Origin of the sequence: Cryobacterium psychrophilum, assembly GCF_004365915.1 — a bacterium.
Classification (GTDB): domain Bacteria; phylum Actinomycetota; class Actinomycetes; order Actinomycetales; family Microbacteriaceae; genus Cryobacterium; species Cryobacterium psychrophilum.
In genome coordinates this window covers 1,692,622-1,719,395 of sequence record NZ_SODI01000001.1, presented here as the reverse complement: position 1 = coordinate 1,719,395, position 26,774 = coordinate 1,692,622, and the positions used below count along the sequence as shown (strand labels likewise).

Genomic DNA, 26,774 nt, shown 5'->3' with positions numbered 1-26,774 from the left:
GGACGGCGCTCGTGGCGCCGCTCAGGGGCGGCGACGGCCGCGGGGGTAGGAAGCCCGTCTGTCGGCACCCGCTCTGGGGGTGAAAAACGCCTCCGGACGGTTCTTTTCACGCTGAATAACCCATGTTGGGGGGACGCGAACCGCGGAATCCTGTGGCACAGTCATGGTCGTGAGACAACCTCAGTACCTGTGACGAGTGCGGCGCACCATACGTTGACCCCTTGATTTGGGGGTGTATGCGCTTCTCTAAAATTGAGAATTCGATCTGGTCCAGCGCTCGAAACAGGCACTGACATGAGACAAAAGGACGGTTATGACGGCTTCGAAGACACCGGCACGGCTGCGAGTAGCCGTGATTGGAGCTGGCTATTGGGGACCGAATCTGGCCCGCAATTTCATCTCGAGCCCGGACTGGGATCTCGTCGCTATCTGTGACCTGGACGGCCCACGGGCCCAGGCCCTGGCCGATCGCGTCGGTACGAACGTTGCCGCCTACAGCGACGTTGCCGCCCTCCTCGAGCGGCGCGACATCGATGCCGTCGCCATCGCGACGCCGGCCCGCACGCACCACACGCTCGTGCTCGCTGCCCTGCGTGCCGGCAAGCACATTCTCGTGGAGAAGCCGCTCGCCGACAGCCGGGAACACGGCGCCGAGATGGTTCGCGAGGCGGCGGAACGCGGCCTCATCCTGATGGCCGACCACACCTACTGCTACACGCCAGCCGTTATCAAGATTCGCGAACTCATCGCCGAGGGTGCGCTCGGCGACATCCTGTTCATCGACTCGGTGCGCATCAACCTGGGCCTGGTCCAGCCGGACGTCAACGTGTTCTGGGACCTCGCGCCCCACGACCTGTCGATCATCGATTTCGTGCTTCCGCAAGGCCTTCGGCCCCAGGCTGTGTCTGCCCAAGGCGCAGACCCGCTGGGCGCCGGAAAGGCCTGCATCGGGTACCTGACAATCCCGCTGCAGAATGACGCGATCGCCCACGTGCATGTCAACTGGCTGAGTCCCACGAAGATCCGACAGATGGTGATCGGCGGCACGCTGCGCACCCTGGTGTGGGACGACCTGAACCCGCAGCAGCGCCTCAGCGTGTACGACCGCGGAGTCGACCTCACCCAACAGGCCGTCGACGGCGCGAACGCCGCCGCCTCCATGGTTTCGTACCGACTCGGCGATACCTGGTCGCCGGCACTGCCCGAGCGGGAGGCCCTCGGCGCGATGGCGGAGGAATTCGCGGCGAGCATCCGCGACGGGCGCGCACCGCGCACGGACGGAGAGGCGGGCCTGCGCGTACTCGCGGTGCTCGAAGCGGCGAGCCGCAGCCTCGCCAGTCAGGGTCTGCTGAGCAGCCTCGCCGGCCATGATGCTGCTGTGACGGATGCCGCGCGAGCGGCGGTCCTCCGATGACCGCCCTGCAGGGCGCCCACGTGCTGGTCACAGGGGGAGCCGGGACGATCGGGTCCACTCTCGTGGACCAGCTTCTGGCGGCCGGGGTGGCCCAGGTGGACGTTCTCGATAACCTGGTGCGCGGTCGTCGCAGCAACCTCGCACCAGCCCTGGCCACGGGCCGGGTGACCCTCGTCGAGGGTGATATTCGGGACCGTGATCTCGTGCACGACGTCACCAGGGGCAAAGACCTGGTCTTCCACCAGGCTGCTATTCGCATCACGCAGTGCGCGGAGGAACCTCGTTTGGCGCTGGAGGTGCTTGTTGACGGAACCTTCAACGTGTACGAGGCGGCGCAGGAGCATGGCGTGAGCAAGGTGATCGCCGCATCGAGCGCATCCGTTTACGGCATGGCCGAGCACTTCCCCACCGATGAGCGGCACCATCACCACAATAACGACACCTTCTACGGCGCGGCCAAGTCCTTCAACGAGGGCATGATGCGCAGTTTCCGTGCCATGTACGGCACCGACTACGTTTTGCTGCGCTACTTCAACGTGTACGGACCGCGCATGGACGTGCACGGCCTCTACACCGAGGTTCTCGTGCGGTGGATGGAACGCATCGCCGACGGCAAATCACCGTTGATCTTCGGAGACGGCAAACAGACGATGGACTTCGTCTACACGACCGACATCGCCAGGGCGAACGTGCTTGCCGCCGCGAGCGACGTGCGCGAAGGGGTCTACAACGTGGCGCGCGGTGAGGAAACGAGCCTGCTCGAACTGGCGCAGGCCCTGTTACGCGTGATGGGATCGACCCTCGATGTGGAGCACGGCCCCGACCGCCCCGTCAATGGGGTCGTGCGCCGGCTGGCGGACATCGACGCGGCCAGGCGCGATCTCGACTTCGTCGCCGAGACCTCAATCGACGAAGGTCTAAAACGCCTCGTGCAGTGGTGGTGGCCCCTGCGTGAGCAGATCGCCGCCGAACGCTTCGTCGGAGTGGCATCATGACCCGGATCAATGTGATGAAGCCCTGGATGGGCGCCGAAGAAATTGCCGCGGTCACGGCGGTCATCGAATCGGGCTGGGTCGCTCAGGGGCCGCGGGTGGCAGCCTTCGAGGAGCTGTTCGCGGCGACCATGCAGATTCCGTTCGCGGTCGCCACCTCGAATTGCACGACAGCCCTGCACCTGGCGCTCGCCGTGGCCGGTATCGGCGGTGGTGACGACGTCATCGTGCCGTCCTTTTCCTTCATCGCGACCGCCAATGCCGCATCCTATGTGGGCGCACGGGCCGTCTTCGCTGACGTCGATGCACTCACCGGCAATGTGACGGCCGAGACGATCCGCGTCGCCCTGACCCCAGGCACTCGCGCGGTCATCGTCGTCGACCAGGGCGGCGTGCCGGTGGACCTCGATCCCATCCGCGCGCTCTGCGACCCGCTGGGCATCGTCGTAATCGAAGATGCGGCGTGCGCCGCCGGCTCGACCTATCGCGGCCGCCCCGTTGGTGCGGGCGCGGAACTGTCGGCGTGGTCGTTCCACCCGCGCAAACTGCTCACCACGGGCGAGGGCGGAATGCTGACAACCTCCCGTCCGGAATGGGCGGCGCGTGCTCGTCAGCTGCGTGAGCATTCCATGAGCGTCTCCGCCACGGACCGTCACTCCTCGGTTCTCGCGCCACCCGAGGAATACCGCGAGATCGGCTTCAACTATCGGATGACCGACCTGCAGGCCGCTGTCGGCATTGTGCAACTGGGTCGACTGCCCGCCATCGTTGAGCGGCGCCGCGAGATCGCGGCCGGCTACACGCAAGCACTCGCCGGGATCCCCGGTCTACGCGCTGTCGCCGACCCGGCGTGGGGGACGACGAACTTCCAATCTTTCTGGATCGAGGTCGGGCCCGAGTACGCCCTCGATCGCGAGCAGCTGCTCGAGCGACTGGCGATTGCGGACATTTCCGCGCGCCGGGGCATCATGGCCGCACACCGCCAGCCTGCCTACCGCGACCACGACGGCGGAACCGCGGCGCTATCGGTCACCGAACACCTCAACGACACGACGCTTATCCTGCCCGTGTATCACCAGCTCACCCTCGAAGACCAGGAGCGGGTCATCAAGGTGTTGCAGCTGGAGAACGCGATCGCTCATGTCTGAGCTCCTGCTCATCGGCGCGAGCGGACTCGCACGCGAAGTGCTCAGCCTGCTGCGCACCCAGTCCGATTCGCGCACCGTGCTGTTCGTTGACGACGACCCGGCGCTGTGGGGGACGACGATTGACGGCGCCCCCGTTGTCGGCGGTTTGTCGGAAGTGACAAATCACCCGACTGCGCAGATCGTGATCTGTGTCGGGCGGGGTGCTGGTCGCGCCGCACTCATCGAACGGCTCGGGGTCACGCCCGGGCGCTACGCCCGCGTCATCCATCGGTCGGTTGAGGTCCCCGACTCCTGCCGGGTGGGGGCCGGCAGCATCCTGCTCGCCGGCGTCGTACTCACCACTGACGTGCACATCGGTGATCACGTCGTGGTCATGCCCAATGTCACCATGACCCACGGAAACAGGGTGGACTCCCTCGCCACGCTGTGTGCCGGTGTCACGCTCGGCGGCGACGTGTTCATCGGCACGATGGCATACCTCGGCATGAATGCCAGCGTGCGGGAACGGGTCCGAATCGGCCAGGGGGCGGTGCTGGGCATGGGGTCCGCCGTGCTGCAGGACGTTCCGGACCGTGAATCCTGGGTCGGAGTGCCCGCGCGCCGTCTGGCCGCGACCGCCGACGACCTGCATGTTCCTGCCTCGCGGGCGTCGTGATGACCACGAACGCGAGCGTGCGGGAGAGCCGTCGAGTCGCGAGGCGCGCAGCGCTGGGAATGAGCGCAGTGCTGACGCAGGATTTGCCGTCGGAAGAAACGTGGGCGGGCGTTCCGGCCCGCCGTCTTGAGGGAGCGCGACTATGAAGGTACCGTTCATCGATCTGGCCGCCCAGCAAGCGGAGATCGCCGACGAGGTGTTACCCACCTGGCAGGCGCAGTTCAGGGCCGCCGCGTTCATCGGAGGACCTGAGATCTCAGCGTTCGAGCGCGAGTACGCCGCCTACATCGGCGTCGAGCACTGTGTCGGGGTCGCGAACGGCACGGACGCCGTCGAGCTCGCGCTACGGGCCGTCGGCGTCCGTCCCGGCGATGAGGTCATCATCCCCGTCAACACGTTCATCGCGACGGCCGAAGCCGCGACGCGCATCGGCGCCGTGCCGGTCTTCGTCGACGTCGACGACGAGTTCCTGCTGATCGATCCGGCCGCCGTCGAATCGGCAATCACCGTGCGCACCCGGGCGATCGTCCCGGTTCACCTGTACGGCCAGACCGCACCGATGGAGGCGCTCGACCCGATTGCCGAGCGGCACGGGTTGGTGATCGTGGAGGACGCAGCGCAGTCTCAGGGGGCGTCATCGACCGTCGGCCGGGCAGGCTCGATCGGCCGCGTTGCCGCGACGAGCTTCTATCCCGGCAAGAACCTCGGAGCCGCCGGCGACGCTGGCGCCGTGCTCACCAACGACCCGGTCATTGCGGAGTTCGTACGAAACTTCGGCGGCCACGGCAGCTCCGTCAAGTATGTGCACGACCGGGCGGGCATGAACTCACGTCTCGACGCCGTGCAAGCCTCGGTGCTCCGTGCGAAGCTCCGTCGCCTCGACGGGTGGAACGGCGCACGACGCGCCGCCGCCGCCCGCTACGCCGAGATGCTCGCCGATGTGCCCGGCGTGCGCCTACCGCCCGTCCGTCAGGGCAACGAGGACGTCTGGCATCTCTACGTCGTGCAGGTCGCCGAACGCGACCGCGTGCTCGCGGAGCTCAGCGCCGCGGGCATCGGTGCCGCCATCCACTACCCGACGCCGCTGCACCTCACGGCCGCCTACGCCGGCCTCAACTACAGGATTGGTGAGTTCCCCGTCGCGGAAGCGGCTGCCGACTGCATCCTCTCTCTGCCCCTGTACCCGCATCTCACGGCCGACCTGCAGGCACTGGTCGTCGCCGAGCTCGCCGTAGTCGCGGCGACGACCACGGTCGGAACCAGCCGATGACCCAGACATCGTCGCTCAAGGTGCTGGTGCATCTGAATTCCCTCGGGTTGGGTGGAACGCAGATCAACGCGGTCGATCTCGCCGCCCAGATGCGCGGGTGCGGCGTCGAGTCGATCCTTTTGGGAGCACGTGACACCATTCCGGATGGCCCGTCGATGATCGAGATCGCCGCGGCGAGGGATATCGAGATCCATCTGTACGATCCCGCACCGACCGTGTTCGCCCGCGCGCGCCAGGTGGCAGCCTTCGCCCGCCGACACCAGGTCGACCTCGTCCACGTGTACGGATCCTGGGGAGGAGGCGCCCGACCCACCTACTGGGGACCCTCCCGGTTCGGCCGCACGCCCTGGGTCCAGACGGTGTACGAGATGAGCGTGTCGGCCAAGATCTACCGGCACATGCCGATGATCGTCGGTACCGGCTATCAACGTGATGAACAGCAGGATCGACCGGGCCGCACCATCCTCATCAGTCCGCCGGTGGACCTGAGCGCGAATCACCCGGATGTGTGCGATCGCCTGCAATTTCGAACCGCGCACAACATCAATGACGGCCCGCTCCTGGTCATCGTCAGTCGACTCGACTCCAGCATGAAGTCCGTTCCCATTCGCGCCGCCATCGACGCGATGCGTGTGCTCGCGCCGACCGGGGCGAACCTGGCAATCGTCGGTACCGGCGACAACGTGGCAGCACTCCAAGCCCAGGCGGATGCCGTCAATGACGAGCTGGGCAGGGAGGCCGTCCTCCTCGTGGGGCCGATGGCTGACCCGCGGCCCGCGTATGCCGCGGCCGACATCATGCTCGGGATGGGGGGGTCCGCCGCGCGTACGCTGGCATTCGCGAAACCGCTCGTCGTGCAGGGCGAGGCGGGATGGTCGGCTTTGTTCGAACCAGCGTCCGCCGAGGTCCTGGCGCGATCCAGCTACTGGAGTCCCGACGCAGTGCCCGACCCGGCGGCGCGACTGGCCGCGACGATCGCGCCCCTGCTCGCCGACTCCGAACTGCGCACCGAACTCGGACGTTTCGGCCGTGACTTCGCCCAGGAGCGTTTTGACCTCACGACGATGGCCGACAAACTCTTCGACTTCTATCGAACCGTCCAGGGCGAGTACACGAGCCGGGACTGGCTCGCCGACCTGCCGTTCGAAGGCCGGACGCTCGCCGCGAAGCTCGTTCGCCTCTCTCGACGCGCGCTGCGCCTCGCGCCGATCCCCGAGGGGGGTGCGTGATGGACGTCGAGCGGAAGGGAGACGCCGGACCCGACCGCTTCACCGACGTCCCCGAGGCCGAGGCCATACGGAACATCGAGCCAACGATCGACCCGGTGCCCCAGCTGGATGTCGGGCGTTCCGCGGCCGAGGGAGTCGTCTGGCTGACGATTCAAAAGTGGGCGATCCGGGTGCTCAGCTTTGTAACGATCGCGGTGCTAACGCGACTACTCAAACCAGAGGACTTCGGCACCGTGGCGGCGGCCGCCACGGTCCTGCCGTTCTTCTTCCTGCTCGCCGACCTCGGCTTCGCGGCCTACATCGTCCAGGTTGCGAAGACCGACCGGCGAATGCTGAGCACCGCGTTCTGGTTCTCGATGTCGGCGGGGATTCTGCTCTGCGGGAGCCTGTTCCTCGCTGCGCCGCTGCTTGGCGCGATCTTCGCGGCGTCCGGCGTCGTGCCCGTCCTGCAGGTGCTGTCGATCTGGGTCATCGTCACCGCGGTCGGCTCCGTCCCGACGGCCCTGTTGCGCCGGGACATGCGGTTCAAGACGATCGCGGCGCAGGGCGCTGCCGCCGCCATCATCGCCCAGGTCGTCGCGGTCATCATGGCGTTTTCCGGCATGGGGGTCTGGGCCCTCGTCGCGCAGTCGCTCGTGGCCGCCGTGTTCGCGACCGCGCTGGCGTGGTGGACGGTCACGTGGCATCCGACCTGGGAGTTCTCCGGGGTGGAATTTGTCCGGATGGCTCGCTTCGGCGGGAAGGTGCTGGGAGTCGAGTTCATCGCGATGCTCCGCGCGTGGGGGGAAGCTGCCGTCATCTCGGCCACCCTCGGCCTGGCCGCGCTCGGCTACATGAACATCGCGCAGCGCCTCGTCCAGATCGTGCAGGACCTCACGGGGAGCGCGATCGTCCCCGTCACCAACGTCGCGTTCGCGAAGATCCGGGACTCTGCTCCCCGGTTGCGCGACGCCTACGGACGGGCGCTGAAAGTGACGTATGCCGCTTTGTCGCTGCCGCTCACCATCGTCGCCGTCGCGGCGCCGCTCATGATCCCGATCGTCTTCGGCGACGGGTGGGAGCAGAGCTATCAGGTGGCGCAGGTCCTCGCGCTCGCCGGAACCCTGTCGGTCGGTGCGTGGCTTGATCACGGCCTCTTCTATGGTTTGGGCAGACCCGGCACGTGGTTCATCTACGCCGTGGTCATCGACGCCCTGACCTTCGCCACCACCCTCTTCACAGTGCGCTGGGGGCTCGTCGCCATCGCCACCGGGTTCCTCTGCGTCGCGACAGTCGCGACCATCGTCCGCTGGTTCCTCGTCGCACATGCTCTCCAGACCTCGCCGCGAGTGATCGCGGGGCCGTTCGTCTACCTGATCACCGTCGTCGGCTGCATGGCAGCTGCCGGTTGGGTCGGCACGCTCTGGACCGCCGCGCTTCCCACCTGGCTGGCCCTCGTCCTGATCGTGCTCGTGATGGTCGCGGTACACCTCGGGATCACGCTCCTGATGGCCCGGCCGGCCATCCGGGAAGCGCTCCGGATCGCGAGCAGGTTCAATATCGGCTCACGACTTCCGTTCCTCGCGCGGATGCGAGAGCGCTCATGACCGCCGGGCGTGGCCTGGCCACCCGGGTGAGCGCACGCGTGAGTGCGCTCGTGCTCGGCGTCGTCATCGGGGCGACCGGGCTACTGCCGCCCCGCATTCGCTACGGGTACGTTCACCGAATCACGGGAGCGCTCCTGCGCAGGCCGCTGCCGGTGTTGCGCACACTCAATGCCGGCCCGAGATCGGGGTCGGCTGCGCACGTCACACGGACCGGGGATCTCAGGTGCGTCCTCGTCGGGAGCGAACTGGACATCGGCGGTATCGGTTCAGTCGTCGAGTTGCTTGCCACCCGGCTGCCAGCGATGGGGGTCGCTTCGGCGGTGATTTGCCTGGACGACGGAGCGCGTGCACAACGTATGCGTGACTTGGGCATAGAGGTGCGCTCCGTCCGCGACAAGGCGTCGGCTCTGCGCGCGCTCGAAGAGCTCCGCCCGGATGTCATCCAGCTCCACGGCGCGCCGGCCTATCTTGAAGCTGCCGCCCACGAGAGTCGGGCACCGCTCGTGCCCGTGATGCACAATACTGAGATCCACTATTCTCGCGCCCGTTGGCGCAGATTCTCGCGGGCGCTCAGTGAGTCGTCCTCAGCGGTCGCCGTCAGCGAACTTGTGCGCACTTTCCACGCGGGTCATCTGCCGGCCCTTCTCCGATCGCGGATCGCGGTGATTCCCAACGCCGCGCCAGGGCTTGATGCGCCCGGCCCTCAGCAGCGCCGTGAGGCTCGAGGCCTCCTTGAGCGAGCCGTCGGCGGCCGCTTCTCCGATGACGTTGTCTTCGTGTGCCTTGCGCGGTATGACGCACAGAAGAACATCGCCGGAACGGTGGCATCGTTCCTGACGTGCGTGGCGGCAGGCGTACCGGCTCAGCTGGTGATCGCGGGCGAACCCTCCGACTGGGTCGAGTTGCGGCGATCCGAGGCGATCCGACGCGGCAGCCATGATGCTGATCGGGTGCATTTGCTCGCCACATCGGACGCACGGACACTACTCGCCGCCGCTGACGCCTTCGTGCTCAACTCGTTCTTCGAGGGGTGGCCGGTTGCCGCGACGGAGGCGTGGGCTGCCGGGCTGCCGCTCATCCTGAGCGATTTCGGCGGGGCCCGTGAGCTCGTTGCCCGCGATCCCGGTCGTTCGGTTCTCATCGCCAACGGGGCGGGCGAAGCAAACGAGGTGACCGACACCCGCGTTGAACACGCACGTTGGAGAGCAGGGCACCAGCGCAACTCGTCCGAACTCGGGGAGGCCATCCTGCGCGTAGTAGACACGGTGCATAGCGAACGCGCTATGCCGCTCGCACCAAGCGAAGCCTCCGACGGCGTGGCCGCCATGATCGATGCGCACGCACGCGTGTTGCGGGAGGCAGCACGCAGTTGCCCTGCCGGCGGCTCGAACCGACCGGGTCGACTCCCAGAGGACCAAACACGAGGGACGGGTCGTCTCGCCGCGATAGAAGGGCCATTTTGATGACGCTGACACGCACGACAATCGGTGAGAAATCTCGTCAGCTCGGATCCAGGGCCACCCGGGCCGCAGGCATTCTGCGCAGCGAGGGTCCGCGTGTGCTCGCCCAGCGACTCGCGCGGTACTCCTATAACAGACTCGGTGCGGCGAGTCTCAGCGAACCTCTCCTCGATGACGACATCGCCGACTCGACGCAGTTGAACCTGGCGCTCCCCGAACACCGTCCACCGCGGTCGCAGCCACTTCGAATTGGGTGGGTGATGGTGCCACCCAGCGCAGGTTCGGGAGGTCACACGACCCTGTTTCGTATGGTGGAGGCGCTCGAGAGGGCGGGCCATCGATGTGAGCTGTTCCTTTACGACAGATACGGCGGCGACTTGCGCGCGCATGAGCGGGTCATCCGCGACTGGTGGCCGAACATACGGGCCGAGGTCCACGACGCAACCGATGGGATCTCCGGCGTCGACGCCTGCGTCGCTTCTGGATGGGAAACTGCCCATGTCCTGGCTCGCCGGGGCACGTCGCCGATGCAGCGCCTGTACTTCATCCAGGACTATGAGCCGTACTTCTACGCGCGCGGATCGATGTATTCCTTGGCGGAGGACACCTACCGGTTCGGGTTTCGCGCGATTGCCCTGGGCGAGATGGTTGCCATGCTGCTTCGGTCCGAGATCGGCATTTCCCCGGACATCACCGAGTTCGGTTGCGACACTTCGGTGTACCGGTTGCTCCCCGAGCGTGAGCGCAGCGGCGTGGTCCTCTTCGCACGGCCCGAGGTGCCTCGCCGCGGCTACCCGTTGGCGCGATTGGCGCTCCAGCGGTTCCACGGGCTCCACCCCGAGGTCGCGGTCCACCTCTACGGATCAGAGGCCAAGGGCCTCCCGTTCCCGGCGACGCAGCATGGGAGGCTCACGCCGACGGAACTCAACGAGCTCTACAACTCCAGCATTGCCGGGCTCGCCATGTCGTTCACCAACATCAGCCTCGTGGCCGAGGAGATGCTGGCGGCGGGCACCATCCCCGTGGTGAACGACTCGGTGCATTCTCGCGCGGATCTCGTGAACGAGCACGTGAAATGGGCCACCCCAACGCCCCACGGGATCGCCGCCGCGCTGAGCGCGGTTGTGACGAGTTCCGATCGTGCCGCCGCCGCGCGGGCGGCATCCGAGTCGGTACGGCAGTTCGGCTGGACGAGGGCCCAAGCCGACGTCGTCCGGATCATCGAGGACGAGGTGTACGGATCATGACGCCCGTCACCGAGGGAACAAAGCCGCGTCGCCGCTCCGACGACGTGACCGTCGTGCGAAGCGGGCCGGACGCCCGCCGACTGCGTCCGATCTACCCCAAGAACACCGGCCCCAAGGGGCGGCGCTATGTCAACCTCAATGATGCCGAGGAGTTCAACCGATATCTTATGGAACGCAGTGCACAAGCCGAGCGGAGCCCACGCTAATGCCAGCCAGAACGAATCTCCATCACCTGCTCAGCCAAGCGGCCGCCGAGACGCCGGATGCTCCGGCGCTGACCTATCGCGCGATCACCATCAGCTACGCCGAGACCTGGCGCATGTGCCGGACCGCCGCGGCGCAGCTGCTCGCCGTGGGCCTGCAGCGTGGCGACCGCGTGGCGATTTACCTCGAGAAACGGTTCGAAACCGTCACGTCGATCTTCGCAGTGTCCGCCGCCGGGGGAGTGTTCGTCCCGATCAACCACGTGCTCAAGGCGGCACAGGTTCGCCACATCCTCACCGACAGCGGCGCAGAGGTTCTCATCACCTCGGCCGACAGGCTCCCCCAGCTCGCTTCGGTGCTGCCGGAGACACGTGTCGCGCACGTGATCGTCCTCGGCGATACCGGGCTCGAGGCACCGGCATCCTGGCAGGTCCACAGCTGGGACGACCAGCATGCGGCGTCCCGAGACAGCGGCCGGTCGCTGGCCATCGATATCGACCCGGCCGCGATCCTGTACACCTCAGGCAGCACCGGTAGGCCGAAGGGCGTCGTGCTCAGCCACCGCAACCTGATCGTAGGCGCCGAGAGCGTGTGCTCCTACCTGAAGAACACGAGCGACGACGTCATCCTCAGCGTGCTGCCCCTCAGCTTCGACGCCGGCCTGAGCCAGGTGACGACGGCCTTTTCGGTCGGCGCTCATTGCATCCTCATGAACTACTTGTTGCCCCGAGAAGTGCCCAGGCTATGCGAGCAGTACGGCGTCACGGGCCTCACCGGCGTGCCTCCGCTGTGGCTGCAACTGGCTGAACTCAGCTGGCCGCAGACGGCCGCCAGTCGCCTGCGGTACTGGGCGAACACGGGAGGCCGGATGCCGCGTGCGACCCTCGATCGTCTGCGTGGGATCTTCACCGAGGCCGACCCGTACCTCATGTATGGCCTGACGGAGGCGTTCAGATCGACCTACCTTGATCCCGCTGAGATCGATCGGCATCCGGACTCGATCGGCAAGGCCATCCCCAATGCTGAGATCCTCGTCCTCCGTCCAGACGGAGCGCCTTGCGATCCCGGCGAGGAAGGAGAGCTCGTGCACCGTGGCGCACTTGTCGCGCTCGGCTATTGGAACGATCCGACGAGAACCGCAGGACGCTACCGACCGGTGCACCATCCCGAGCAGGCGTGGCGGGCTCCGGAGAGAGCCGTCTGGTCGGGCGATAGGGTCGTGGCCGACGAAGAGGGCTTTCTCTTCTTCGTCGGCCGTCGCGATGACATGATCAAGACTTCCGGATACCGAGTGAGCCCGAGCGAGATCGAGGAAGCCGCTCACAGCACCGGACTCGTACGCGACGCCGTAGCCATGGGGATTGACGACCCCGCGCTTGGCCAGCGCATCGTGCTGATGGCGACGCCCGCTGCTGGTGCACTCGACGTCGACGCGCTGACTGCCGAGCTGAAACGGGTCCTGCCGCTCTACATGGTGCCGTCCCGCATCGACGCGCGCGATGAACTTCCCCGTTCGCCTAACGGCAAGTATGACCGCAGCAGTCTTCTGTCCGAGCTCATGTTGGAGGTGTCACAATGAAGCCGCACGAGCACGTCGTCGCCTTCGGCACCGTCGATGGCGAACTCCGGGTCGGAGGGATGCCGCTGAGCAGGCTTGCCGCCCGCGTTGGGTCGACGCCGTTTTTCGCGTATGATCGCGCCCTTCTCGACCAGCGTGTCGATCGGCTACGTTCGGCCCTGCCCGCCCGGATCGAACTCAGCTTCGCGATGAAGGCGAATCCCATGCCCGCCATCGTGCAACACCTGGCGCGCAGGCTCGACCGGATCGACATCGCGTCGGGCCTGGAACTGCAGACTGCGCTCGACACCACGATCCGGGCTGACAAGGTCAGTTTCGCCGGCCCGGGCAAGACGCCGGCGGAGATCAGGCAGGCGGTCGCCGCTGGCATCCTGATCGAGATCGAGTCCACAACGGAATTCCGCCGCGTCATCGCTGCGGGCGACGAACTCGGGCTCGCGCCGAACGTCGCCGTACGCGTGAACCCCGACTTCGCAGTGAAAGGGTCGGGTATGCGGATGGGCGGCGGACCGCAGCAGTTCGGCATCGATGCGGAGCAGGTGCCCGCGGTGCTGCGCGAATACGCCACTGCGGGAGCGAATGTACTCGGCTTCCATGTGTTTGCCGGCTCACAGAATCTGAACGCGGAGATCATCGCCGAGGCGCAGCGGCGTACCGTCGACCTGGTGAGCGGCCTCGCCGAGCACCTGACCACACCGCTGCGCTATTTCAACCTGGGTGGCGGGTTCGGCATCCCGTACGTCGAGAAGGACCGACCCCTCGACCTGGAGGCGGTCGCCGCGAACCTTCATGATCTGGTCGATGGGCCTCTCGCCGAGCGGATGCCCGAGGCCAGCCCGGTCATCGAACTCGGTCGATACCTTGTGGGGGAGTGCGGTGTGTACGTCACGAAGGTGCTGGACCGCAAGGTGTCGCGCGGTAAGACCTTCCTGGTCGTCGACGGGGGTATGCACCACCAGCTCGCAGCCTCAGGGAACTTCGGCCAGGCCATTCGCCGAAACTATCCCGTCGTGGTCGGAAACCGCGTCGAGGTCGCCTCCGACGAGGCGGTCACCGTCGTGGGATGTCTGTGCACGCCGCTCGACCTGCTCGCCGACGATGTCCAGCTGCCCCACGCCGACATCGACGACCTCATCGTAATTTTCCAGGCCGGGGCGTACGGCCTCACCGCCAGTCCGACCGCCTTCCTTGGACATCCCGCACCCGCGGAAGTCCTCATCTAACCCCCCCCGTCCCACCTAGGAGCAACCATGACCGACACCCTGAACGCCGTTCGCAACGTACTGATCGAGACCCTTGAGTTGCACCACCGCCCGGAAGACCTGCGCGAGGAGACCGTGTTGTTCGGCTCGCTGCCGGAACTCGACTCCTTTGGCGTTGTGAGTCTCGTGGCATCGCTCGAGGAGCGATTCGACATCACCGTCGACGATGACGAGTTCGGCGCCGAGATCTTTGAGACCGTCGGCACGCTAACCGGGTTCGTCAATTCAAAACTCGCCGCAGCCTGACTTGAAGGGGTGACCGGCGGTAACCGGTCGGTGGGCTGCACTGTCGTGGACTAAATATGCTTGCTCAACGCCGAGGGTGCGGTGAGGAACGCGGATCTTGTCCAGCGTCAGTGTCTCGTGCAACTTCACCGACGGTGGCAACTCGAGGCCGCCGACGGATGTGCAGAACAATACGACCTGCACGCCGTGTTCCGCCAACCCGAGCACTTGCTGGCGCGCCGTGAAGGCGATCCCGGCGCGATCGAGGGGGTGCGGAAAGCTGTACAGGACTCTCATCTGCCGTCGGCCTTTCGGTTACCGATTCAGGGGAACGCCGGAACGGCGGTGCCTTCTGGCACGATCCGAGCGGCCCGAATGGGGCGAGGCGTTCGAGGGCCGTGATGCGATAAAGTGACGTACAAAAATGAGGACTCCTCCGAATCGCCTGCAAATAAGCGGCAGGACTTGGTTTCTGCCCCCCAAAAAGGGTTACAGTAAAGTGAATTTTGATCACGACTCGGTTGGAATTGGCGCGTCGTAGATCTGTGGACGGATTGGTGATCGGCGCGTCCAGATCACACGAGAGGTCCACAACGTAAATGATGAACCTCAACCGGCGGGCGGGACCAAACTCCTCGCTTAAACGCCGCAGAACGATCGGGACGGCTATCGCTGCCTCCGTCGTCATGTCCCTCGCGGTCGGCTCTTCCGCCGCATGGGCACACAACGACCAGCTCGACCCTCCGACAGCTCTGAAGCAGGGGACGACGTCGTCATCCTCGCTCTTCAACACAGAAACCCCCGCGGTGGCCGCCGCGCCTGACGACACCGCTGCCGTGGAGCTGGGTGTTGAATTCACTCCGTCCGAGGCGGGTACCGTTTCGGCGCTGCGCTTCTACAAGGGACCGGGGAACGGGGGAACCCACACCGGGAACCTCTGGACGGCATCCGGAACGAAGCTTCAGAGCGTGGCCTTCACTGACGAGACCGCAACAGGATGGCAGACCGCCGAGCTTGCGGAGCCCGCTGCGTTGACCGCCGGGAAGTCGTACGTCGTCTCTTATGTGGCCCCGAACGGTCGATACTCCTACACGAACGACTACTTCTCCGAGGCAAAGACCAGCGGCCCGCTGACGGCGGCAGCAGGGAGCGGCCGCTACCGCTATGGGACGACGGGTGATGTGCCGAGGTCGACATGGAAGGCGGCGAATTACTTCGTCGATGTAGTCTTCAGCCCAGCCTCAACGTCAAGCACCCCGGCACCGGAACCGACCCCGGCTCCGGAACCGACCCCGGCTCCGGAACCGACCCCGGCTCCGGAACCGACCCCGGCTCCGGAACCGACACCGGCACCGGAACCGACACCGACACCGACACCGGGCACATTCCCGAACGCGGACACGACGGGACCCCCCGCGGGTACCTCGCTGAAGGCTTCCGGTGGAATCACGATCACTACCGCAGGTGCCGTGTACGACGGCTACGAGTTCTCAGGCGATGTGATTATCAAGGCCAACGACGTTACAGTCCGTAACTCCATCGTGAATGGTCGAGTTGCAATGGACCAGCCGTACACCGGTCTGCTCGTGCAGAGCACAGAAATTGCTGGACCCGGGTCATCGACTGTGAAGTATCCCGCTATCGGTTACGTCAACTTCACCTGTGATGCGTGCAACATTCATGGGTGGGGGGATGGCGTGATGACTGACGGAAACACGACGATCAAGAACTCGTGGATTCACGACCTCGCCGTTTCTGGCGACTCGCACAACCAGCCAATCTTGAGCCTGGGTGGGCCGAACATCACGATCACAAACAATCGCCTGACGACCGGGCCGGACCCGCAAGGGAACTTCACTGCGGCACTCTCACTGTTGAATCAGAGCAGCTCCTTCACGAATACTCTCGTGCAGGGCAACCTGTTCGACGGTGGCGGCTACTGCGTGTATGCGGGTGGCGAGACGAAGGGCAACGCGGAGCGCCCCTCCTCGGACATGCGGTTCCTGGATAACACGTTCGGAACGTCAGTGAACCAGAAGTGTGGCTATTACGGGCCGGTGACAGCGTTCGACTCGTCGGGCGCTGGGAACCAGTGGGACAACAACCGTTGGGCGGACGGATCACTCGTGGCCCCGGCGCTCTGAGCCACAGCGGCGCGACTGAGCGCCATGAGGGCCTCCGCTAATCGATTTGAGTCAACGGACTCGGGTCGATTCGCGGAGGCCCTCGTGGCATCCGCCGCCTACCACTCGAGCAAGGTCAGCTCGCTATAGAGGTAGTCGACGGCCTCAGCTCGCACATTCTTGCTGCGTAGCATCTTCGCCCGAGGTGCAGCAAGGTCGAAACCGAGCGTGGGGCTGAATCCGAGCACACGCCGCTCGGCCAGTGTTGCCAGGGCAGCGTGTCGCAACAGCAGGTGGGAGCTGATTTGTGGCCACGCCGCTCGGAGCAGGTCCTGGCTTCCTCCGACGTACAGCGGTGATGCGAAAAGTGGAAGTCGTTTGCGGCGGTCCTTGCGGACGACGAGATAGCCATACTCGCCCTCCCTGATCGCGACGATGTGGCGAGCCGCAGTGGCGTCCCGGTGCTCTGCGTGCACGCGAGCGTCCCGCCCCGACAGGACCCCCGCCACCACGGTCGGATCATCCGATATGGTGAGCCCGCGTCGCGGGAGGCGAGGCAGGTTCGGCGTCAACCGGGTTGCGGTGTCGAGCACAGCGAAGCCGAGCCTCTGGTTCAGCGCCACGACGTTCCCGCTCGGCGAAAAGTCGGTGAACTCGAACCCCTGTTGTGCGAGGATCGCTCGCATCAGGCGAAGGCTGTGGCCTCGGAATTCCTCGAGCACGCAGAACGCCGCGAGATTACAAAACCTGCGCGGTTCGCCGTCGACGTCGCGTTCGGAGTACACCGCGATATAGGCGCCGACGATCGTGTCGTCCGCGACGAGTTGGAACCCGTGGTTGGGTGGATCGGCACTCCACGGGGGAGCCAGAAGTGCCCCCCATGCCGAAGGACCTACCCTCGAGTTCAGGTGATTGTGGAGGAACCAGGAGACCACATCGGTGTCATCAGCCATGATCGGTCGAACGTCGATCTTCTTGCGGTTCATGAGCCGAATGCTACGGCACACAGGGCGCATGCGCCGGTACTATTCTCGACGAAGGTGTTCGTTGTCTGGTCTTTTAATGTCCCGCCGAAAGGAATCCCATGCCGAGCATCGTGATCGCCGCCCACAACGAGGAGAACGTGATCGGGCACAGCCTCGACGCGCTGCTCGCCCAGGAGACGCACGACGCCATCGAGGTCGTCGTCAGCGCCAACGGGTGCACTGACCGGACGGTCGCCATGGCGACGCGTGCGGGCGTCATCGTGATCGATCGCCCGGAACCGGGCAAAGCCGCAGCGCTCAACGTGGGCGACCGAGCTGCTACCGGTTTCCCCCGGATCTACCTAGACGCTGACATCCTCGTGCCTCCCGGTGGGCTCGCCGCGTTGGTCAGATGTTTTGCTGAGACCCCGCACGTACTCGCCGTGGTGCCTCGGCGTCGTCTGGACACGATGGGACGGCCCTGGACCGTCCGAGCCTACTTCTCGATCAACGAAAGATTGCCCGCGTTCCGGACCGGATTGTTCGGACGGGGGTTAATCGCCCTGTCTGAAGAGGGCCGCGCACGCTTCGACGCATTTCCGTCCATGATCGCGGACGACCTCTTCCTCGATTCTCAATTCACCGTTGCCGAGAAGAGGGAGGTGCGCCTCGTCGAGGTCGTGGTGGGAGCCCCGTTCACAACCCGTGACCTGGTGCGCCGACTGGTCCGAGTGCGGCGGGGCAACGCCGAGATGAGGGCCGCGGCCGCGGAGGGAACGATCGATGTGACCGTCCGAGCAGCCGACCGCTGGGCCTGGCTGCACGACGTAGTGCTGCCCAATCCCCGATTGTTGCCCGCGGCGGTTCCGTACGTGCTGATCTCGCTGATCGCGGGCCTCCTCGCACGCCGCAGGGTGAGTTCGGGCGAAGGTTGGGGGCGCGATGACAGTACTCGTCGAACGCGACCGTCAACGGCGAATGGCGCAGAGGCGTGATCACCAACCTCTGCTTCCACGGTATCGGAACCATCGTTCACGAGCGGGAATCAGGAGAGTCCCGGTACTGGGTGACGGAGGACTGCTTCCTTCGCATCCTGGATGAGGTGCGAGAGAGCCCCCAGGTGAGGCTGAGTTTTGACGATGGCAACCGTTCAGACGTCTCGATTGCGTTCCCCGCACTGCGTGAGCGTGAGTTGCGCGCCTCGTTCTTCGCGCTCGCCGGCCGCTTGGATGATCCGGCGAGCCTGTCATCGTCCGATCTCAGGGATCTCCGCAGTGCCGGCATGGCGATCGGCAGCCACGGCTGGACGCACGTTCCCTGGCGCGGGCTCGGTGAGGAGGAGGCACGCCGGGAGCTCGTGGATGCCCGCACTGCCCTCGCCGAGGCCAGCGGAGGGGAGATTGATGATGTTGCACTCCCGCTCGGGCGGTACGATCGTCAGCTGCTTGGGCGGCTGGCACGGGTCGGCTACCGAACGGTGTACACGAGTGATCGGCTCCCCGCGCGTTCGTCCGCGTGGATTCAGGCGCGTTACAGCGTGACCGCGAACGACACTGTGGAGTCGATCCGCTCGGTGATCACGCACCGTCCAGGTGTGCGGGATGTGCGCAACCTGCTGGCAAGCAGGGTCAAACGGATCCGCTGACCGCCGTTACTCGGGCAAGAACGCGGCGCTCGCGCCCAGCTGCGGGGGACGGATCGAGGGCCTCAGCAGCGCCCGTACGGTCGTCCAGGACTTGCGGTCTCCGAGGACCGCACGCCGCACTTCGACGACGACCGTCATGGCGAAGTAGAGCCATGCGCGCACGTCGCCCGTGCGACGGCGATAGATGCGTATTCGGTTGAGCATCTGCATCGTGTGCGTTGTGGCGCTCTCACCTGAGCCCCCGCCGACATGCATCGCGCCGGCGCGCGGGGTGTAGACGGTCGCCCAGCCGGCATCACGAGCCCTGAGACTGAAATCCGTCTCTTCCGAGTACAGGAAGAAGGACTGGTCGAGGCCCTCCAACGCATCGAAACACCGTCGGTCGACGAGCAGGATCGCGCCCACGGCCCAGTCGACCTCGTGCTCGCTCTTATACTCGCCCAGGATCTCGATCCGCTCCGTGAAGACCGGCAGACCCGTGAAGCTCAACCCGCCGACGCGTCCGAGCGTCGGTCCCCGCCGCAGTGTGGGGGAGAGACGGCCATCTTCCTCGCGCACGCGCGGTGCGATGATGCCGGCACCGGGCCGTCGTTGGAGAACCTCGAGCATCCGTGGCACAGCGTCGGGGTCGAGCGTGGCATCGGGGTTGAGGATGAGGACCGTCGACGCTCCGGGTGAGGCTAGTACGGCTCGATTGATTCCGGCCGCGTATCCATCGTTCGAGGCCCGTACAACAGTGCAGTCGGACCGACGAGCGAGCAGCTCTGGCGTCCCGTCGGTCGAATCATTGTCGACGACCAAAACGGAATAGGTCAGGCCGCCGAACGCAGCAGGCAGGCTGTCGAGGAGGGCGCCCACGTGGCGTGTGCTGTTGTACGTGACGACGACGGCAGCAACGTCAAGTGGTGGGGGCTCGACCATTTGGGGCGTCTCGCCCGGGGTCTCCTCGGTGTTCGAGACGTTCGAGACAATCGTCATCGGATGACCCCTTTATGTCGGCCCGTTGGTGGCGCGTCGGAAACTATATTCGCAGCGACGACGGTATGGACGCTTCCGCACAACCCCGCCAGGAGAAACAGCATGCCGCCCGCGATCGGGAAGGAAAGCCCATCAAAGAAGGCGAAGAGAACGGCGACGGTGAACAGCGATGCGGACAAGGCGTGACCCAGCAGCCGGATGTTGGAATTGCTGGAGCGCCGCGACTGGCGGGCGCTCCAGATGCCCGCCACGAAAAATGCGAGGAAGCTCAGGAGACCGAGGACGCCCAACTCGATTATGATCAGCACCCATTGGTTGTCGAAAACGTAATATCTGGGCAGGAATATGCCGAACCCGGAACCGATCAGTGGCGACGTGGACATGAACTCGGGAATCCGTTCCAGTCCCCTCGTTCGAGACTGAGTACTCGGATCCAACGCCGCACCCGAGAACAGCCGCATGGTCGCCGAGAGCAATCCGGGTGTCGCCGCGAAGATCACCAGGGCGATACCAGAGCCGGTGCCGATGACGGTGGCGCGAAACCGAGCCGGAACCGCCGGAATCATCGAAATCACCGCCACCGCGAAGCCGATGATGGCCGAACGGGAGACGGCAACCAGTGCCGAAATCGAGATGAGACCGGCGGGCAGCCAGTACCACAGTCCCCCGTGGGAGCGATTCGACCGAAATCCGCGCGAAATCGCCGCGGCGATGACGAGCGGGAGGGCGGCGGTGATCACGGTCGCATACTCGAGCGGATGGATTGCTGTTCCAGACGAGCGGATTACACCAGCACGCTCCTGGATGCCCCCCTCCATGCTCAGCCCCGGAATCGTGCCGAAGAAATCGACGATTCCCTGCCCTGTCAAGAACTGCAAGAGGCCGAGTGCCGCGAGCAATCCGGCGCCGATTCCAATCCGACGCACCATGCTCGCGAGATCCGTCACCGTACGGATGCCATCAACCGCGACGAGCAGCACTCCCGCCCAGGACAGCATCCGGATCAGCGCGGTAAAGGCGGGGCTGACCTGATCGTCCGGCTGACCTCGCAGCATGGCCACGGCGTAACTCACGAGAATGATCACGAGGAATGCGACGACGGTGAATCGAACCGGCTGGAAAACTGGCCTCGCGTCGGAGGTTCGCATTTGCAACCGGGCGACAGCCCACCAGCCCAGCAGGACAAGCCCCCAGATTAGGGACGGGCGACCGAGCGCGCCGAGCGCGGTGATCACCACCCCCGAGGGGATCGCCAGGAGCAGTACCAGGTACACCGTGAGCATCGTTACGGCATCGACTCCTCGACGAGCGGTGACGCCGCTCGAGGCGGATACGATTCGTGACGACAAGTGGAGAGTGGGCATTCTGCTCACCGCGGATTGCGGAGAGTGGATGCGGTCGCGTGCTCCTCGCTGTCGTCGCGCGGCTGGCCCCGCACTGCGGATGTCTTGGATGACCTCCTGGGCGGCCCGGACGGCCCGGAAGCCACGGACGCCCGTGCCGGCTTGGGACTCAACGCTGTTGAGGCCGGGTTGGTCCCGTTCACGATGTCCGGGGCCCCGTTCGGGGGGCGGGTGGCCTCCGCTGTGCTGCCCGCCCCGTCCCCGTCCCGCTTTCGTTGCAGGCTGAATCCGTCGACGAGGCTCGCAAGCAGCAGCGTCAGCGCCAGTCCGATGAAACCGGCGGCACCGGCCGCGATGAATCGGTTCCGCTCTTGGAGGACACTGCGGCTATCGACGGTGACGGGCAACACGTTCATGCGATTCGGCGCAGCGATGCCTTCCGTCTTCTGGATGTCGTCGACCACCATCGCGGTTCGCTCGACGAGCAGCCCCAGCACTTCACCTGCGGCGGCGTTGCTCGGCGCCGTAACGACGATGAGGATGACCGGTCCTGCTGTCGTCGTGTCGCGAGAGACCTCGATCTTAACTCCCGGGTACTCTGCAACCACTTCGTTGAGGAGATTCTCTGAGCCAACCGCACGCACGATGACATCGGCCGCGGGCGTCAGCCCCCCCAGGAACAGGTAGGGGTTCGCCCCATCCGGTATGCTACCGGCCCCGGGGACAAGGAGCTGTGTTGAGGAACGCTCGTAGCCCGGGGGAATCAGGTACCACGCGCCGATGGCTAGCGACGCCGCGATGAGTATCCCCGGCATGACTATGTACCAGCGGCGCCAGAGCCCGCGGAGTGTATCGGTCAAATACATGACGACGTTCCTTTCGAATTGCGCTGTGATGAAACCTGTGTCTGACTGCCCGCGGCAAATCGTCGCCGCACACGCAGTCGGTCAACCGTGATCGAACCCCATGCGCCGACTATCAGGGCGACGGCGAGCATCGCCGCGCCAGTGGCCACCTGACTCTTTCGGGAGGGGGAGACATAGTCGATCTGCATGGTGATGGGGGCCACGGTTGCCGTGATCCGGTCATCCGATGGAATTTCCAGAGCGGCCTGTTCAGCGTCGGAGATGCTCAGGACCCGGTCTACCACTTCTTTCTGCCTCGTCTTGACCCAGTCGAACGTGCGTCCCACGATCTGAATCTCGATGTCTGATTTGCTGAACGTCGACGCCCATTGACTACCCGAGTTCGCCAAATCGACGAGTACGCCCTCGCGCACCCCCGCGCCGTAATAGGGAGAATCGCTCGTCGAGTACCGTGCGGGGGGCCGCCCGTTGTTCGTCTCCCGAACGACAACGCCCGCGAACGCGATGACGCTCGTGTCGTTGGCTCCATTCGTTGGCGACAAGCTCGTCGAGGCAGGTCGCATGAACGACACCACCGTCTTGGTGGTGTAGATACCCCCGTCACGCGCCAGAATCCCTGTGACCAGTGCGGCGCAGACGAGCAACCCGATCGGGATGTACCAGCGACGAAGCATCGTGGACATGAGCTCGCGAACGGTCATCGGCGGGCGCCCGAACTGACAGGGCTCACCTGTGCACCGCGCCGCGCAACGTGGAGTTGGGGGACCGCGGGTGCATGCTGGCCGATCAGGCTGCTGTCTACCCCGCCGCTGAGACAGGCGCCCCGGGGAACGTCGGCCACGAGCGCGGCGTTCACGGCCTCGGTCACGGGCTCGTCGCCGGCGGTGCCGTCGAGGTGTTGGATGCCCATTATTCCGCACATATGTCGCTATGCCCCGGTCGAATGCTGAATGTACTCGGCCTCCGGTGCCTGGAAGTGGCGGCCCCTGCTCACCAGGAACTTCTCGTACGCGACCGCGTCGTCGAGATTGATGTGTTCGGGGCGGGCCGGCAGGCCGGCGTTGGAGAATGGCCACGCGGCGGCACGAAGGTCGTTCTGGTCGCGCTGGAGCACGGTGTCGAAGACGCGAATATACGCCTGGGCCTGGTGCTGCCAGTCGAGCTCGCTCGCAACCCGCGTGCGAGCCGCGCGACCCAGGTTCGCACGGGCCTCCGGATCGTCGAGCAGAAGCTCAACGGCATCGGCAAAGGCGCCGATGTCACCCGAGGGCACGTAGATGGCGCTGTCACCGCCGGACACCCGGGTCTCGGTCAGATCGAAGGACACGGAGGGAAGCGCATACGCCATGTACTCCATGGTCTTGTTCATGGTCGACAGGTCGTTGAGCGGGGTCTTCTCGTCCGGTCCAACGCCGATGTTGGCAGCGCTGAGGTAATTCGCAATGGTTTCGGGTCCCACCCGGCCGGTGAAGTGCACCCGGTCGCCAAGACCCATTGCGATGGATTGCGCCTTGAGCGCTTCGAGGCAGTCACCGAAACCCATCAGCACGGCCCGGACATCCGTTCTGCCTCGAGTCTGCACGAGCTCACTGACGACCTCGAGAACCTTGTCGACGTTGTCCTGGGGGCCCATGATGCCGAGGTACACGAGGAGGTAATCCTGCATCTTCGCCACATCGGCGGCAGGCTGGATCGGCCGCATCACCCGGGTATCCGGCCCGCTGCGCACCACGGTGACCTGATCGGTGCGCAGATGCCCGCGACGCAGGGCGATGGCGCGATACGAATTATTGGTCGAAATTACGTGGTCGGCCACGCGGAACGTCATACGCTCAAGCCACAGCAGGGTCTTGTACTCGAATCGTGCGGCAAGCCCGCGGGGCCGACCGAATCGGGACAGGAACAGTTCGGGGTTGAGATCATGGTGGTCGAAAATGAAGCGAACACCCTTGCGACGCCAGAGCAGGCCGAGGAGCCAGTAGGTGTCCGGCGGATTGCACGCCTGGATCACGTCGAACCCGCGTTCGCGCCGCACCGTGAGGGAGAGGGCGGCCGTGCGGATCCAGGAGAGCGCGAATTCGATCGCGAAGCCGGTTGCGCCGCGCGCCTCGGGCGCCGGGCGATACTTGTAGATTCCGATCCCGTCGATGACCTCGCGGGCCGGGTCCCCGGGGCCTTTGGGACAGATGACCGAGACAGAGTAGCCCTGCGCACGCAGGGCCTGACACTCCAGCCAGACGCGGCGGTCGAGGGGAACGGGGAGGTTCTGCACGATGATCAGCACTCGCGTGCCCGGTCGTGCGGGAGCCTCCAGGCGGGTTGTCGTGGTCATGAGAGGGTGAGGATCCCTTCGGTCTCCGTGTACTTTTCCCCGGTTGCCGGGCAGGTGAACCGCCCGGGTTCGTCTTCGTGCAGGGCAACACCGCTGCGGCCGACCCAGCCGATGCGCCGGGCAGGAACGCCGACCACCAGGGCGAATTCCGGTACGTCGGTGGTGACGACAGATCCGGCGGCGACCATGGACCAGCGCCCGACCGTGACCGGTGCGATGCACACCGCGCGGGCGCCGATGGATGCGCCGGTGCGAACGATGACACCGACGATGGGCCAGTCGGCGGCGCTCTTACGCGAGCCATCCACGTTGATCGCGCGCGGAAATACGTCATTGGTGAACACAACGCCGGGGCCAACGAAGACACCGTCTTCCAACACGGCCGGCTCGTAGACCAGGGCGTAGTTCTGCACCTTGCAGTTGCGGCCGAGGATGACGCCAGGGCCGATGTAGGCTCCGCGGCCGATGATGCAGCCCGGGCCAACGCGCGCGTGTTCCCGCACCTGCGCGAGGTGCCAGATCTGGCTTCCGACACCGAGGATGGCCGTCGCATCGATGTCGGCGGTCTCGGAGACCTGCGCCGGGACGTCGACGCCTGCAGCCGAGGGTGTGGCCGGGGACGGGACAGGGGTGGGAATCATCAATACGCTCCTACGGGGTGAATGACGACTTTAATCGTGCGCCAGATGATCATCAGGTCGCCAGCCAGGGACCAGTTCTCGACGTAATACAGGTCGAGTCGAACGCTTTCCTCCCAGGTCAGGTCGGAACGGCCGCTGATCTGCCACATGCCGGTGAGGCCCGGCTTGATGTACAGGCGACGGTGCACGTGGGTCTCATAGTTGAGGACTTCACGGGGGAGGGAGGGCCGCGGGCCCACGATGCTCATGTTGCCCACCAGGATGTTCCAGATCTGGGGCAATTCGTCTATGGAGTGCTTGCGCAGAAACCCGCCGATGCGGGTGATTCGCGGGTCGTTGCGAATCTTGAACAGGTTGCCGGACGCCTGGTTCTGATCGAGTAGCCCCGTCAGAGTGTCCTCCGCGTTCTGCACCATGGAACGAAACTTGACCATACGAAAGGTCTCGCCGTTACGTCCGCAGCGTTCCTGTCGAAACAGCACCGGACCGGGGCTATCGAGTCGAATGAGTCCCGCGACGATGAGCAAACCGGGGAAGAGCACCAGCAGTGCGACAGCGGATGCCACGACATCGAGGCCGCGCTTGAGGGCATGTTTGAACCCGTCGAAGCGCGGAATTTCCACGTGAATCAGTGGGAGACCATCGACCGGTCGGAAATGGATGCGAGGCCCAGCGACATCGGTGAGCCGGCTGGATAGCACAAGCTCCGCGTTCGTGTGCTCAAGGTCCCACCCCAACGAGCGAATGTACTGTGCGCCGCCCCTCGGGCTGCCGGCAACGATAACGGTGTCTACACCGAGCGTGGAGACGGTTTCGGCGACGTTCTCCAAGTCGGTCACAATAGGCACGACCTGGTCGTCCACCGCGATCTCCGCCGGCCGGGCAAACTCATCGACGGCGTCGAGCGCCACGCCAACCACGTAGTAGGCGATCGCCGACTTGGCATGCAGCTGGGTGATCACGTACTCCACGTCGTCACGCTGCCCCACCACGAGTGCACGCAAGAGGTAATGGCCAAATCGGCGCTGACGAGAGAGCCACTTGCGCCACAACCAACGCTCGAGGGTAAGAGCTGCGGCCCCCGCCGGGAAGGAGAGAACGAAGTAGCTGCGAGCAATGTCTACCTGGAACACGAGAAAAGCGATCGCCAACAGACCGAACGTGATCGCGCTCGCATTGATGACCCGTTTGTATTCGGTCGCACCCATGCCCATGACACGGGGATCACGGGTGCGTAGCGCGGAGAGGGCACAGATCCACGTGCCGCCAATGACCGCGGTGATGAACCAGTAGTCCAGGTACAGCACGCCGACAGGAGCGGCCGCGCTGTCGATGCCGAATCTTGCGAGCATCGCCGCGGTGAGGGCTGCCGCGATGACGGCGCCATCGCTCATTACGAGCTTGGCGCGGTAGCGGCGTGCCCACACCGCGCCGGAGGCGGGGGAGTCAATCTCGACGTCGGAGCGCACCGTCTCGGGGCTGCCCACAAGGGTCAGGCGGGGAGCTGTCGCAGCGGCGGGGGCTAGGTTAACCTTCGGGGTGGGATCGCTCATCGAGGAACCACCTGCGCAGCGTCGGTGCGAACGGGGTGGGAGAGTTGGGCGCGACGG

Annotated in this window: 26 protein-coding genes; 16 read left to right on the top strand and 10 right to left on the bottom strand. The window is 65.4% G+C overall.

Annotated features, from left to right (window positions below):
- Positions 1-313: 313 nt before the first annotated feature.
- The 13 genes from EDD25_RS08060 (at position 314) to EDD25_RS08000 (ending at position 14,292) form a co-directional block, all read left to right on the top strand.
- Positions 314-1,414 carry a Gfo/Idh/MocA family protein gene (locus tag EDD25_RS08060; protein ID WP_134172818.1) on the top strand — a complete coding sequence of 367 codons (1,101 nt, stop codon included), beginning with the start codon at positions 314-316 and terminating at the stop codon, positions 1,412-1,414.
- A complete protein-coding gene (locus EDD25_RS08055; RefSeq protein WP_134172817.1) occupies positions 1,411-2,409 on the top strand; it encodes an NAD-dependent epimerase/dehydratase family protein in 999 nt (332 codons plus the stop codon). Before EDD25_RS08060 ends, EDD25_RS08055 begins: the two co-directional genes overlap by 4 nt.
- Positions 2,406-3,554 (top strand): DegT/DnrJ/EryC1/StrS family aminotransferase, encoded by a 1,149-nt coding sequence (locus tag EDD25_RS08050; protein ID WP_134172816.1) that lies wholly within the window; start codon positions 2,406-2,408, stop codon positions 3,552-3,554. Before EDD25_RS08055 ends, EDD25_RS08050 begins: the two co-directional genes overlap by 4 nt.
- Positions 3,547-4,209, top strand: coding sequence for a NeuD/PglB/VioB family sugar acetyltransferase (locus tag EDD25_RS08045; protein ID WP_134172815.1), 663 nt, complete (start codon positions 3,547-3,549; stop codon positions 4,207-4,209). Before EDD25_RS08050 ends, EDD25_RS08045 begins: the two co-directional genes overlap by 8 nt.
- A 142-nt stretch (positions 4,210-4,351) precedes the next feature.
- On the top strand, positions 4,352-5,479 hold the full coding sequence (locus EDD25_RS08040) for a DegT/DnrJ/EryC1/StrS family aminotransferase (protein ID WP_134172814.1): 1,128 nt from the start codon (positions 4,352-4,354) through the stop codon (positions 5,477-5,479).
- On the top strand, positions 5,476-6,708 hold the full coding sequence (locus EDD25_RS08035) for a glycosyltransferase family 4 protein (RefSeq protein ID WP_134172813.1): 1,233 nt from the start codon (positions 5,476-5,478) through the stop codon (positions 6,706-6,708). Before EDD25_RS08040 ends, EDD25_RS08035 begins: the two co-directional genes overlap by 4 nt.
- On the top strand, positions 6,708-8,294 hold the full coding sequence (locus EDD25_RS08030) for a lipopolysaccharide biosynthesis protein (protein WP_134175284.1): 1,587 nt from the start codon (positions 6,708-6,710) through the stop codon (positions 8,292-8,294). The genes EDD25_RS08035 and EDD25_RS08030 overlap by 1 nt, the downstream gene beginning before the upstream one ends.
- Positions 8,291-9,757 (top strand): glycosyltransferase family 4 protein, encoded by a 1,467-nt coding sequence (locus EDD25_RS08025; RefSeq protein WP_134172812.1) that lies wholly within the window; start codon positions 8,291-8,293, stop codon positions 9,755-9,757. The genes EDD25_RS08030 and EDD25_RS08025 overlap by 4 nt, the downstream gene beginning before the upstream one ends.
- Positions 9,757-11,001 (top strand): glycosyltransferase family 1 protein, encoded by a 1,245-nt coding sequence (locus EDD25_RS08020; RefSeq protein WP_134172811.1) that lies wholly within the window; start codon positions 9,757-9,759, stop codon positions 10,999-11,001. The genes EDD25_RS08025 and EDD25_RS08020 overlap by 1 nt, the downstream gene beginning before the upstream one ends.
- Positions 10,998-11,207, top strand: a complete 210-nt coding sequence (locus EDD25_RS08015) for a hypothetical protein (protein ID WP_134172810.1) — start codon at positions 10,998-11,000, stop codon at positions 11,205-11,207. The genes EDD25_RS08020 and EDD25_RS08015 overlap by 4 nt, the downstream gene beginning before the upstream one ends.
- On the top strand, positions 11,207-12,784 hold the full coding sequence (locus tag EDD25_RS08010) for an acyl-CoA ligase (AMP-forming), exosortase A system-associated (protein ID WP_134172809.1): 1,578 nt from the start codon (positions 11,207-11,209) through the stop codon (positions 12,782-12,784). Before EDD25_RS08015 ends, EDD25_RS08010 begins: the two co-directional genes overlap by 1 nt.
- Positions 12,781-14,007, top strand: coding sequence for a pyridoxal-dependent decarboxylase, exosortase A system-associated (locus EDD25_RS08005; protein ID WP_134172808.1), 1,227 nt, complete (start codon positions 12,781-12,783; stop codon positions 14,005-14,007). The genes EDD25_RS08010 and EDD25_RS08005 overlap by 4 nt, the downstream gene beginning before the upstream one ends.
- Positions 14,008-14,034: 27 nt before the next feature.
- Entirely contained in the window at positions 14,035-14,292 is a 258-nt protein-coding gene (locus EDD25_RS08000; RefSeq protein WP_134172807.1) for an acyl carrier protein, read from the top strand.
- On the opposite strand, the gene EDD25_RS07995 is transcribed toward EDD25_RS08000, so the two are convergent.
- On the bottom strand, positions 14,272-14,568 hold the full coding sequence (locus tag EDD25_RS07995; protein ID WP_134172806.1) for a hypothetical protein: 297 nt from the start codon (positions 14,566-14,568) through the stop codon (positions 14,272-14,274). The genes EDD25_RS08000 and EDD25_RS07995 overlap by 21 nt on opposite strands.
- 302 nt (positions 14,569-14,870) lie before the next feature.
- Between EDD25_RS07995 and EDD25_RS07990 the strand changes: the two genes are divergently transcribed.
- Positions 14,871-16,415: a DUF4082 domain-containing protein gene (locus EDD25_RS07990; protein ID WP_134172805.1), complete on the top strand. Its 1,545-nt coding sequence runs from the start codon at positions 14,871-14,873 to the stop codon at positions 16,413-16,415.
- A 98-nt stretch (positions 16,416-16,513) separates the two neighbouring features.
- Here EDD25_RS07990 and EDD25_RS07985 read toward each other — a convergent pair whose 3' ends face one another.
- The gene (locus EDD25_RS07985; RefSeq protein ID WP_198418885.1) at positions 16,514-17,380 is read right to left on the bottom strand and encodes a hypothetical protein; all 867 of its coding nucleotides are present in this window, start codon (positions 17,378-17,380) and stop codon (positions 16,514-16,516) included.
- A gap of 98 nt (positions 17,381-17,478) precedes the next feature.
- Here EDD25_RS07985 and EDD25_RS07980 point away from each other — a divergent pair, with 98 nt between their 5' ends.
- Complete coding sequence (locus EDD25_RS07980) at positions 17,479-18,354, top strand: glycosyltransferase family 2 protein (RefSeq protein WP_134172804.1); 876 nt, start codon at positions 17,479-17,481, stop codon at positions 18,352-18,354.
- The gene (locus tag EDD25_RS07975) at positions 18,351-19,004 is read left to right on the top strand and encodes a polysaccharide deacetylase family protein (protein ID WP_134172803.1); all 654 of its coding nucleotides are present in this window, start codon (positions 18,351-18,353) and stop codon (positions 19,002-19,004) included. The genes EDD25_RS07980 and EDD25_RS07975 overlap by 4 nt, the downstream gene beginning before the upstream one ends.
- Positions 19,005-19,010: 6 nt before the next feature.
- Here the strand turns inward: EDD25_RS07975 and EDD25_RS07970 are convergent, their stop codons facing one another.
- From EDD25_RS07970 to EDD25_RS07935, 8 genes are read right to left on the bottom strand one after another with little or no spacing between them, the layout of a single operon-like run.
- Positions 19,011-19,982 carry a glycosyltransferase family 2 protein gene (locus EDD25_RS07970; protein WP_134172802.1) on the bottom strand — a complete coding sequence of 324 codons (972 nt, stop codon included), beginning with the start codon at positions 19,980-19,982 and terminating at the stop codon, positions 19,011-19,013.
- Positions 19,979-21,346 carry an O-antigen ligase family protein gene (locus tag EDD25_RS07965; protein ID WP_134172801.1) on the bottom strand — a complete coding sequence of 456 codons (1,368 nt, stop codon included), beginning with the start codon at positions 21,344-21,346 and terminating at the stop codon, positions 19,979-19,981. Before EDD25_RS07965 ends, EDD25_RS07970 begins: the two co-directional genes overlap by 4 nt.
- A 5-nt stretch (positions 21,347-21,351) precedes the next feature.
- Complete coding sequence (locus tag EDD25_RS07960) at positions 21,352-22,191, bottom strand: hypothetical protein (RefSeq protein ID WP_134172800.1); 840 nt, start codon at positions 22,189-22,191, stop codon at positions 21,352-21,354.
- A complete protein-coding gene (locus EDD25_RS07955) occupies positions 22,182-22,892 on the bottom strand; it encodes a hypothetical protein (protein WP_134172799.1) in 711 nt (236 codons plus the stop codon). Before EDD25_RS07955 ends, EDD25_RS07960 begins: the two co-directional genes overlap by 10 nt.
- Entirely contained in the window at positions 22,889-23,101 is a 213-nt protein-coding gene (locus EDD25_RS17745; RefSeq protein WP_241986511.1) for an asparagine synthase-related protein, read from the bottom strand. Before EDD25_RS17745 ends, EDD25_RS07955 begins: the two co-directional genes overlap by 4 nt.
- An 18-nt stretch (positions 23,102-23,119) precedes the next feature.
- A complete protein-coding gene (locus EDD25_RS07945; protein ID WP_134172798.1) occupies positions 23,120-24,523 on the bottom strand; it encodes a glycosyltransferase family 4 protein in 1,404 nt (467 codons plus the stop codon).
- Positions 24,520-25,164: an acyltransferase gene (locus EDD25_RS07940; RefSeq protein ID WP_134172797.1), complete on the bottom strand. Its 645-nt coding sequence runs from the start codon at positions 25,162-25,164 to the stop codon at positions 24,520-24,522. The genes EDD25_RS07945 and EDD25_RS07940 overlap by 4 nt, the downstream gene beginning before the upstream one ends.
- Complete coding sequence (locus tag EDD25_RS07935; protein ID WP_134172796.1) at positions 25,164-26,717, bottom strand: sugar transferase; 1,554 nt, start codon at positions 26,715-26,717, stop codon at positions 25,164-25,166. Before EDD25_RS07935 ends, EDD25_RS07940 begins: the two co-directional genes overlap by 1 nt.
- Positions 26,718-26,774: the final 57 nt, after the last annotated feature.

What these genes read in the sequence shown, in the direction of transcription:
- EDD25_RS17745 (WP_241986511.1), bottom strand. Translation starts at nt 23,101, where the DNA reads ATGGGCATCCAACACCTCGACGGCACCGCCGGCGACGAGCCCGTGACC.
- EDD25_RS08020 (WP_134172811.1), top strand. Translation starts at nt 9,757, where the DNA reads ATGACGCTGACACGCACGACAATCGGTGAGAAATCTCGTCAGCTCGGA.
- EDD25_RS07965 (WP_134172801.1), bottom strand. Translation starts at nt 21,346, where the DNA reads ATGCCCACTCTCCACTTGTCGTCACGAATCGTATCCGCCTCGAGCGGC.
- EDD25_RS07935 (WP_134172796.1), bottom strand. Translation starts at nt 26,717, where the DNA reads ATGAGCGATCCCACCCCGAAGGTTAACCTAGCCCCCGCCGCTGCGACA.
- EDD25_RS08005 (WP_134172808.1), top strand. Translation starts at nt 12,781, where the DNA reads ATGAAGCCGCACGAGCACGTCGTCGCCTTCGGCACCGTCGATGGCGAA.
- EDD25_RS08030 (WP_134175284.1), top strand. Translation starts at nt 6,708, where the DNA reads ATGGACGTCGAGCGGAAGGGAGACGCCGGACCCGACCGCTTCACCGAC.
- EDD25_RS07985 (WP_198418885.1), bottom strand. Translation starts at nt 17,380, where the DNA reads ATGAACCGCAAGAAGATCGACGTTCGACCGATCATGGCTGATGACACC.
- EDD25_RS08055 (WP_134172817.1), top strand. Translation starts at nt 1,411, where the DNA reads ATGACCGCCCTGCAGGGCGCCCACGTGCTGGTCACAGGGGGAGCCGGG.
- EDD25_RS08045 (WP_134172815.1), top strand. Translation starts at nt 3,547, where the DNA reads ATGTCTGAGCTCCTGCTCATCGGCGCGAGCGGACTCGCACGCGAAGTG.
- EDD25_RS07945 (WP_134172798.1), bottom strand. Translation starts at nt 24,523, where the DNA reads ATGACCACGACAACCCGCCTGGAGGCTCCCGCACGACCGGGCACGCGA.
- EDD25_RS08035 (WP_134172813.1), top strand. Translation starts at nt 5,476, where the DNA reads ATGACCCAGACATCGTCGCTCAAGGTGCTGGTGCATCTGAATTCCCTC.
- EDD25_RS08025 (WP_134172812.1), top strand. Translation starts at nt 8,291, where the DNA reads ATGACCGCCGGGCGTGGCCTGGCCACCCGGGTGAGCGCACGCGTGAGT.
- EDD25_RS08050 (WP_134172816.1), top strand. Translation starts at nt 2,406, where the DNA reads ATGACCCGGATCAATGTGATGAAGCCCTGGATGGGCGCCGAAGAAATT.
- EDD25_RS07940 (WP_134172797.1), bottom strand. Translation starts at nt 25,164, where the DNA reads ATGATTCCCACCCCTGTCCCGTCCCCGGCCACACCCTCGGCTGCAGGC.
- EDD25_RS07990 (WP_134172805.1), top strand. Translation starts at nt 14,871, where the DNA reads ATGATGAACCTCAACCGGCGGGCGGGACCAAACTCCTCGCTTAAACGC.
- EDD25_RS07970 (WP_134172802.1), bottom strand. Translation starts at nt 19,982, where the DNA reads ATGACGATTGTCTCGAACGTCTCGAACACCGAGGAGACCCCGGGCGAG.
- EDD25_RS07980 (WP_134172804.1), top strand. Translation starts at nt 17,479, where the DNA reads ATGCCGAGCATCGTGATCGCCGCCCACAACGAGGAGAACGTGATCGGG.
- EDD25_RS08000 (WP_134172807.1), top strand. Translation starts at nt 14,035, where the DNA reads ATGACCGACACCCTGAACGCCGTTCGCAACGTACTGATCGAGACCCTT.
- EDD25_RS08010 (WP_134172809.1), top strand. Translation starts at nt 11,207, where the DNA reads ATGCCAGCCAGAACGAATCTCCATCACCTGCTCAGCCAAGCGGCCGCC.
- EDD25_RS08015 (WP_134172810.1), top strand. Translation starts at nt 10,998, where the DNA reads ATGACGCCCGTCACCGAGGGAACAAAGCCGCGTCGCCGCTCCGACGAC.
- EDD25_RS07995 (WP_134172806.1), bottom strand. Translation starts at nt 14,568, where the DNA reads ATGAGAGTCCTGTACAGCTTTCCGCACCCCCTCGATCGCGCCGGGATC.
- EDD25_RS08060 (WP_134172818.1), top strand. Translation starts at nt 314, where the DNA reads ATGACGGCTTCGAAGACACCGGCACGGCTGCGAGTAGCCGTGATTGGA.
- EDD25_RS07960 (WP_134172800.1), bottom strand. Translation starts at nt 22,191, where the DNA reads ATGTATTTGACCGATACACTCCGCGGGCTCTGGCGCCGCTGGTACATA.
- EDD25_RS08040 (WP_134172814.1), top strand. Translation starts at nt 4,352, where the DNA reads ATGAAGGTACCGTTCATCGATCTGGCCGCCCAGCAAGCGGAGATCGCC.
- EDD25_RS07955 (WP_134172799.1), bottom strand. Translation starts at nt 22,892, where the DNA reads ATGACCGTTCGCGAGCTCATGTCCACGATGCTTCGTCGCTGGTACATC.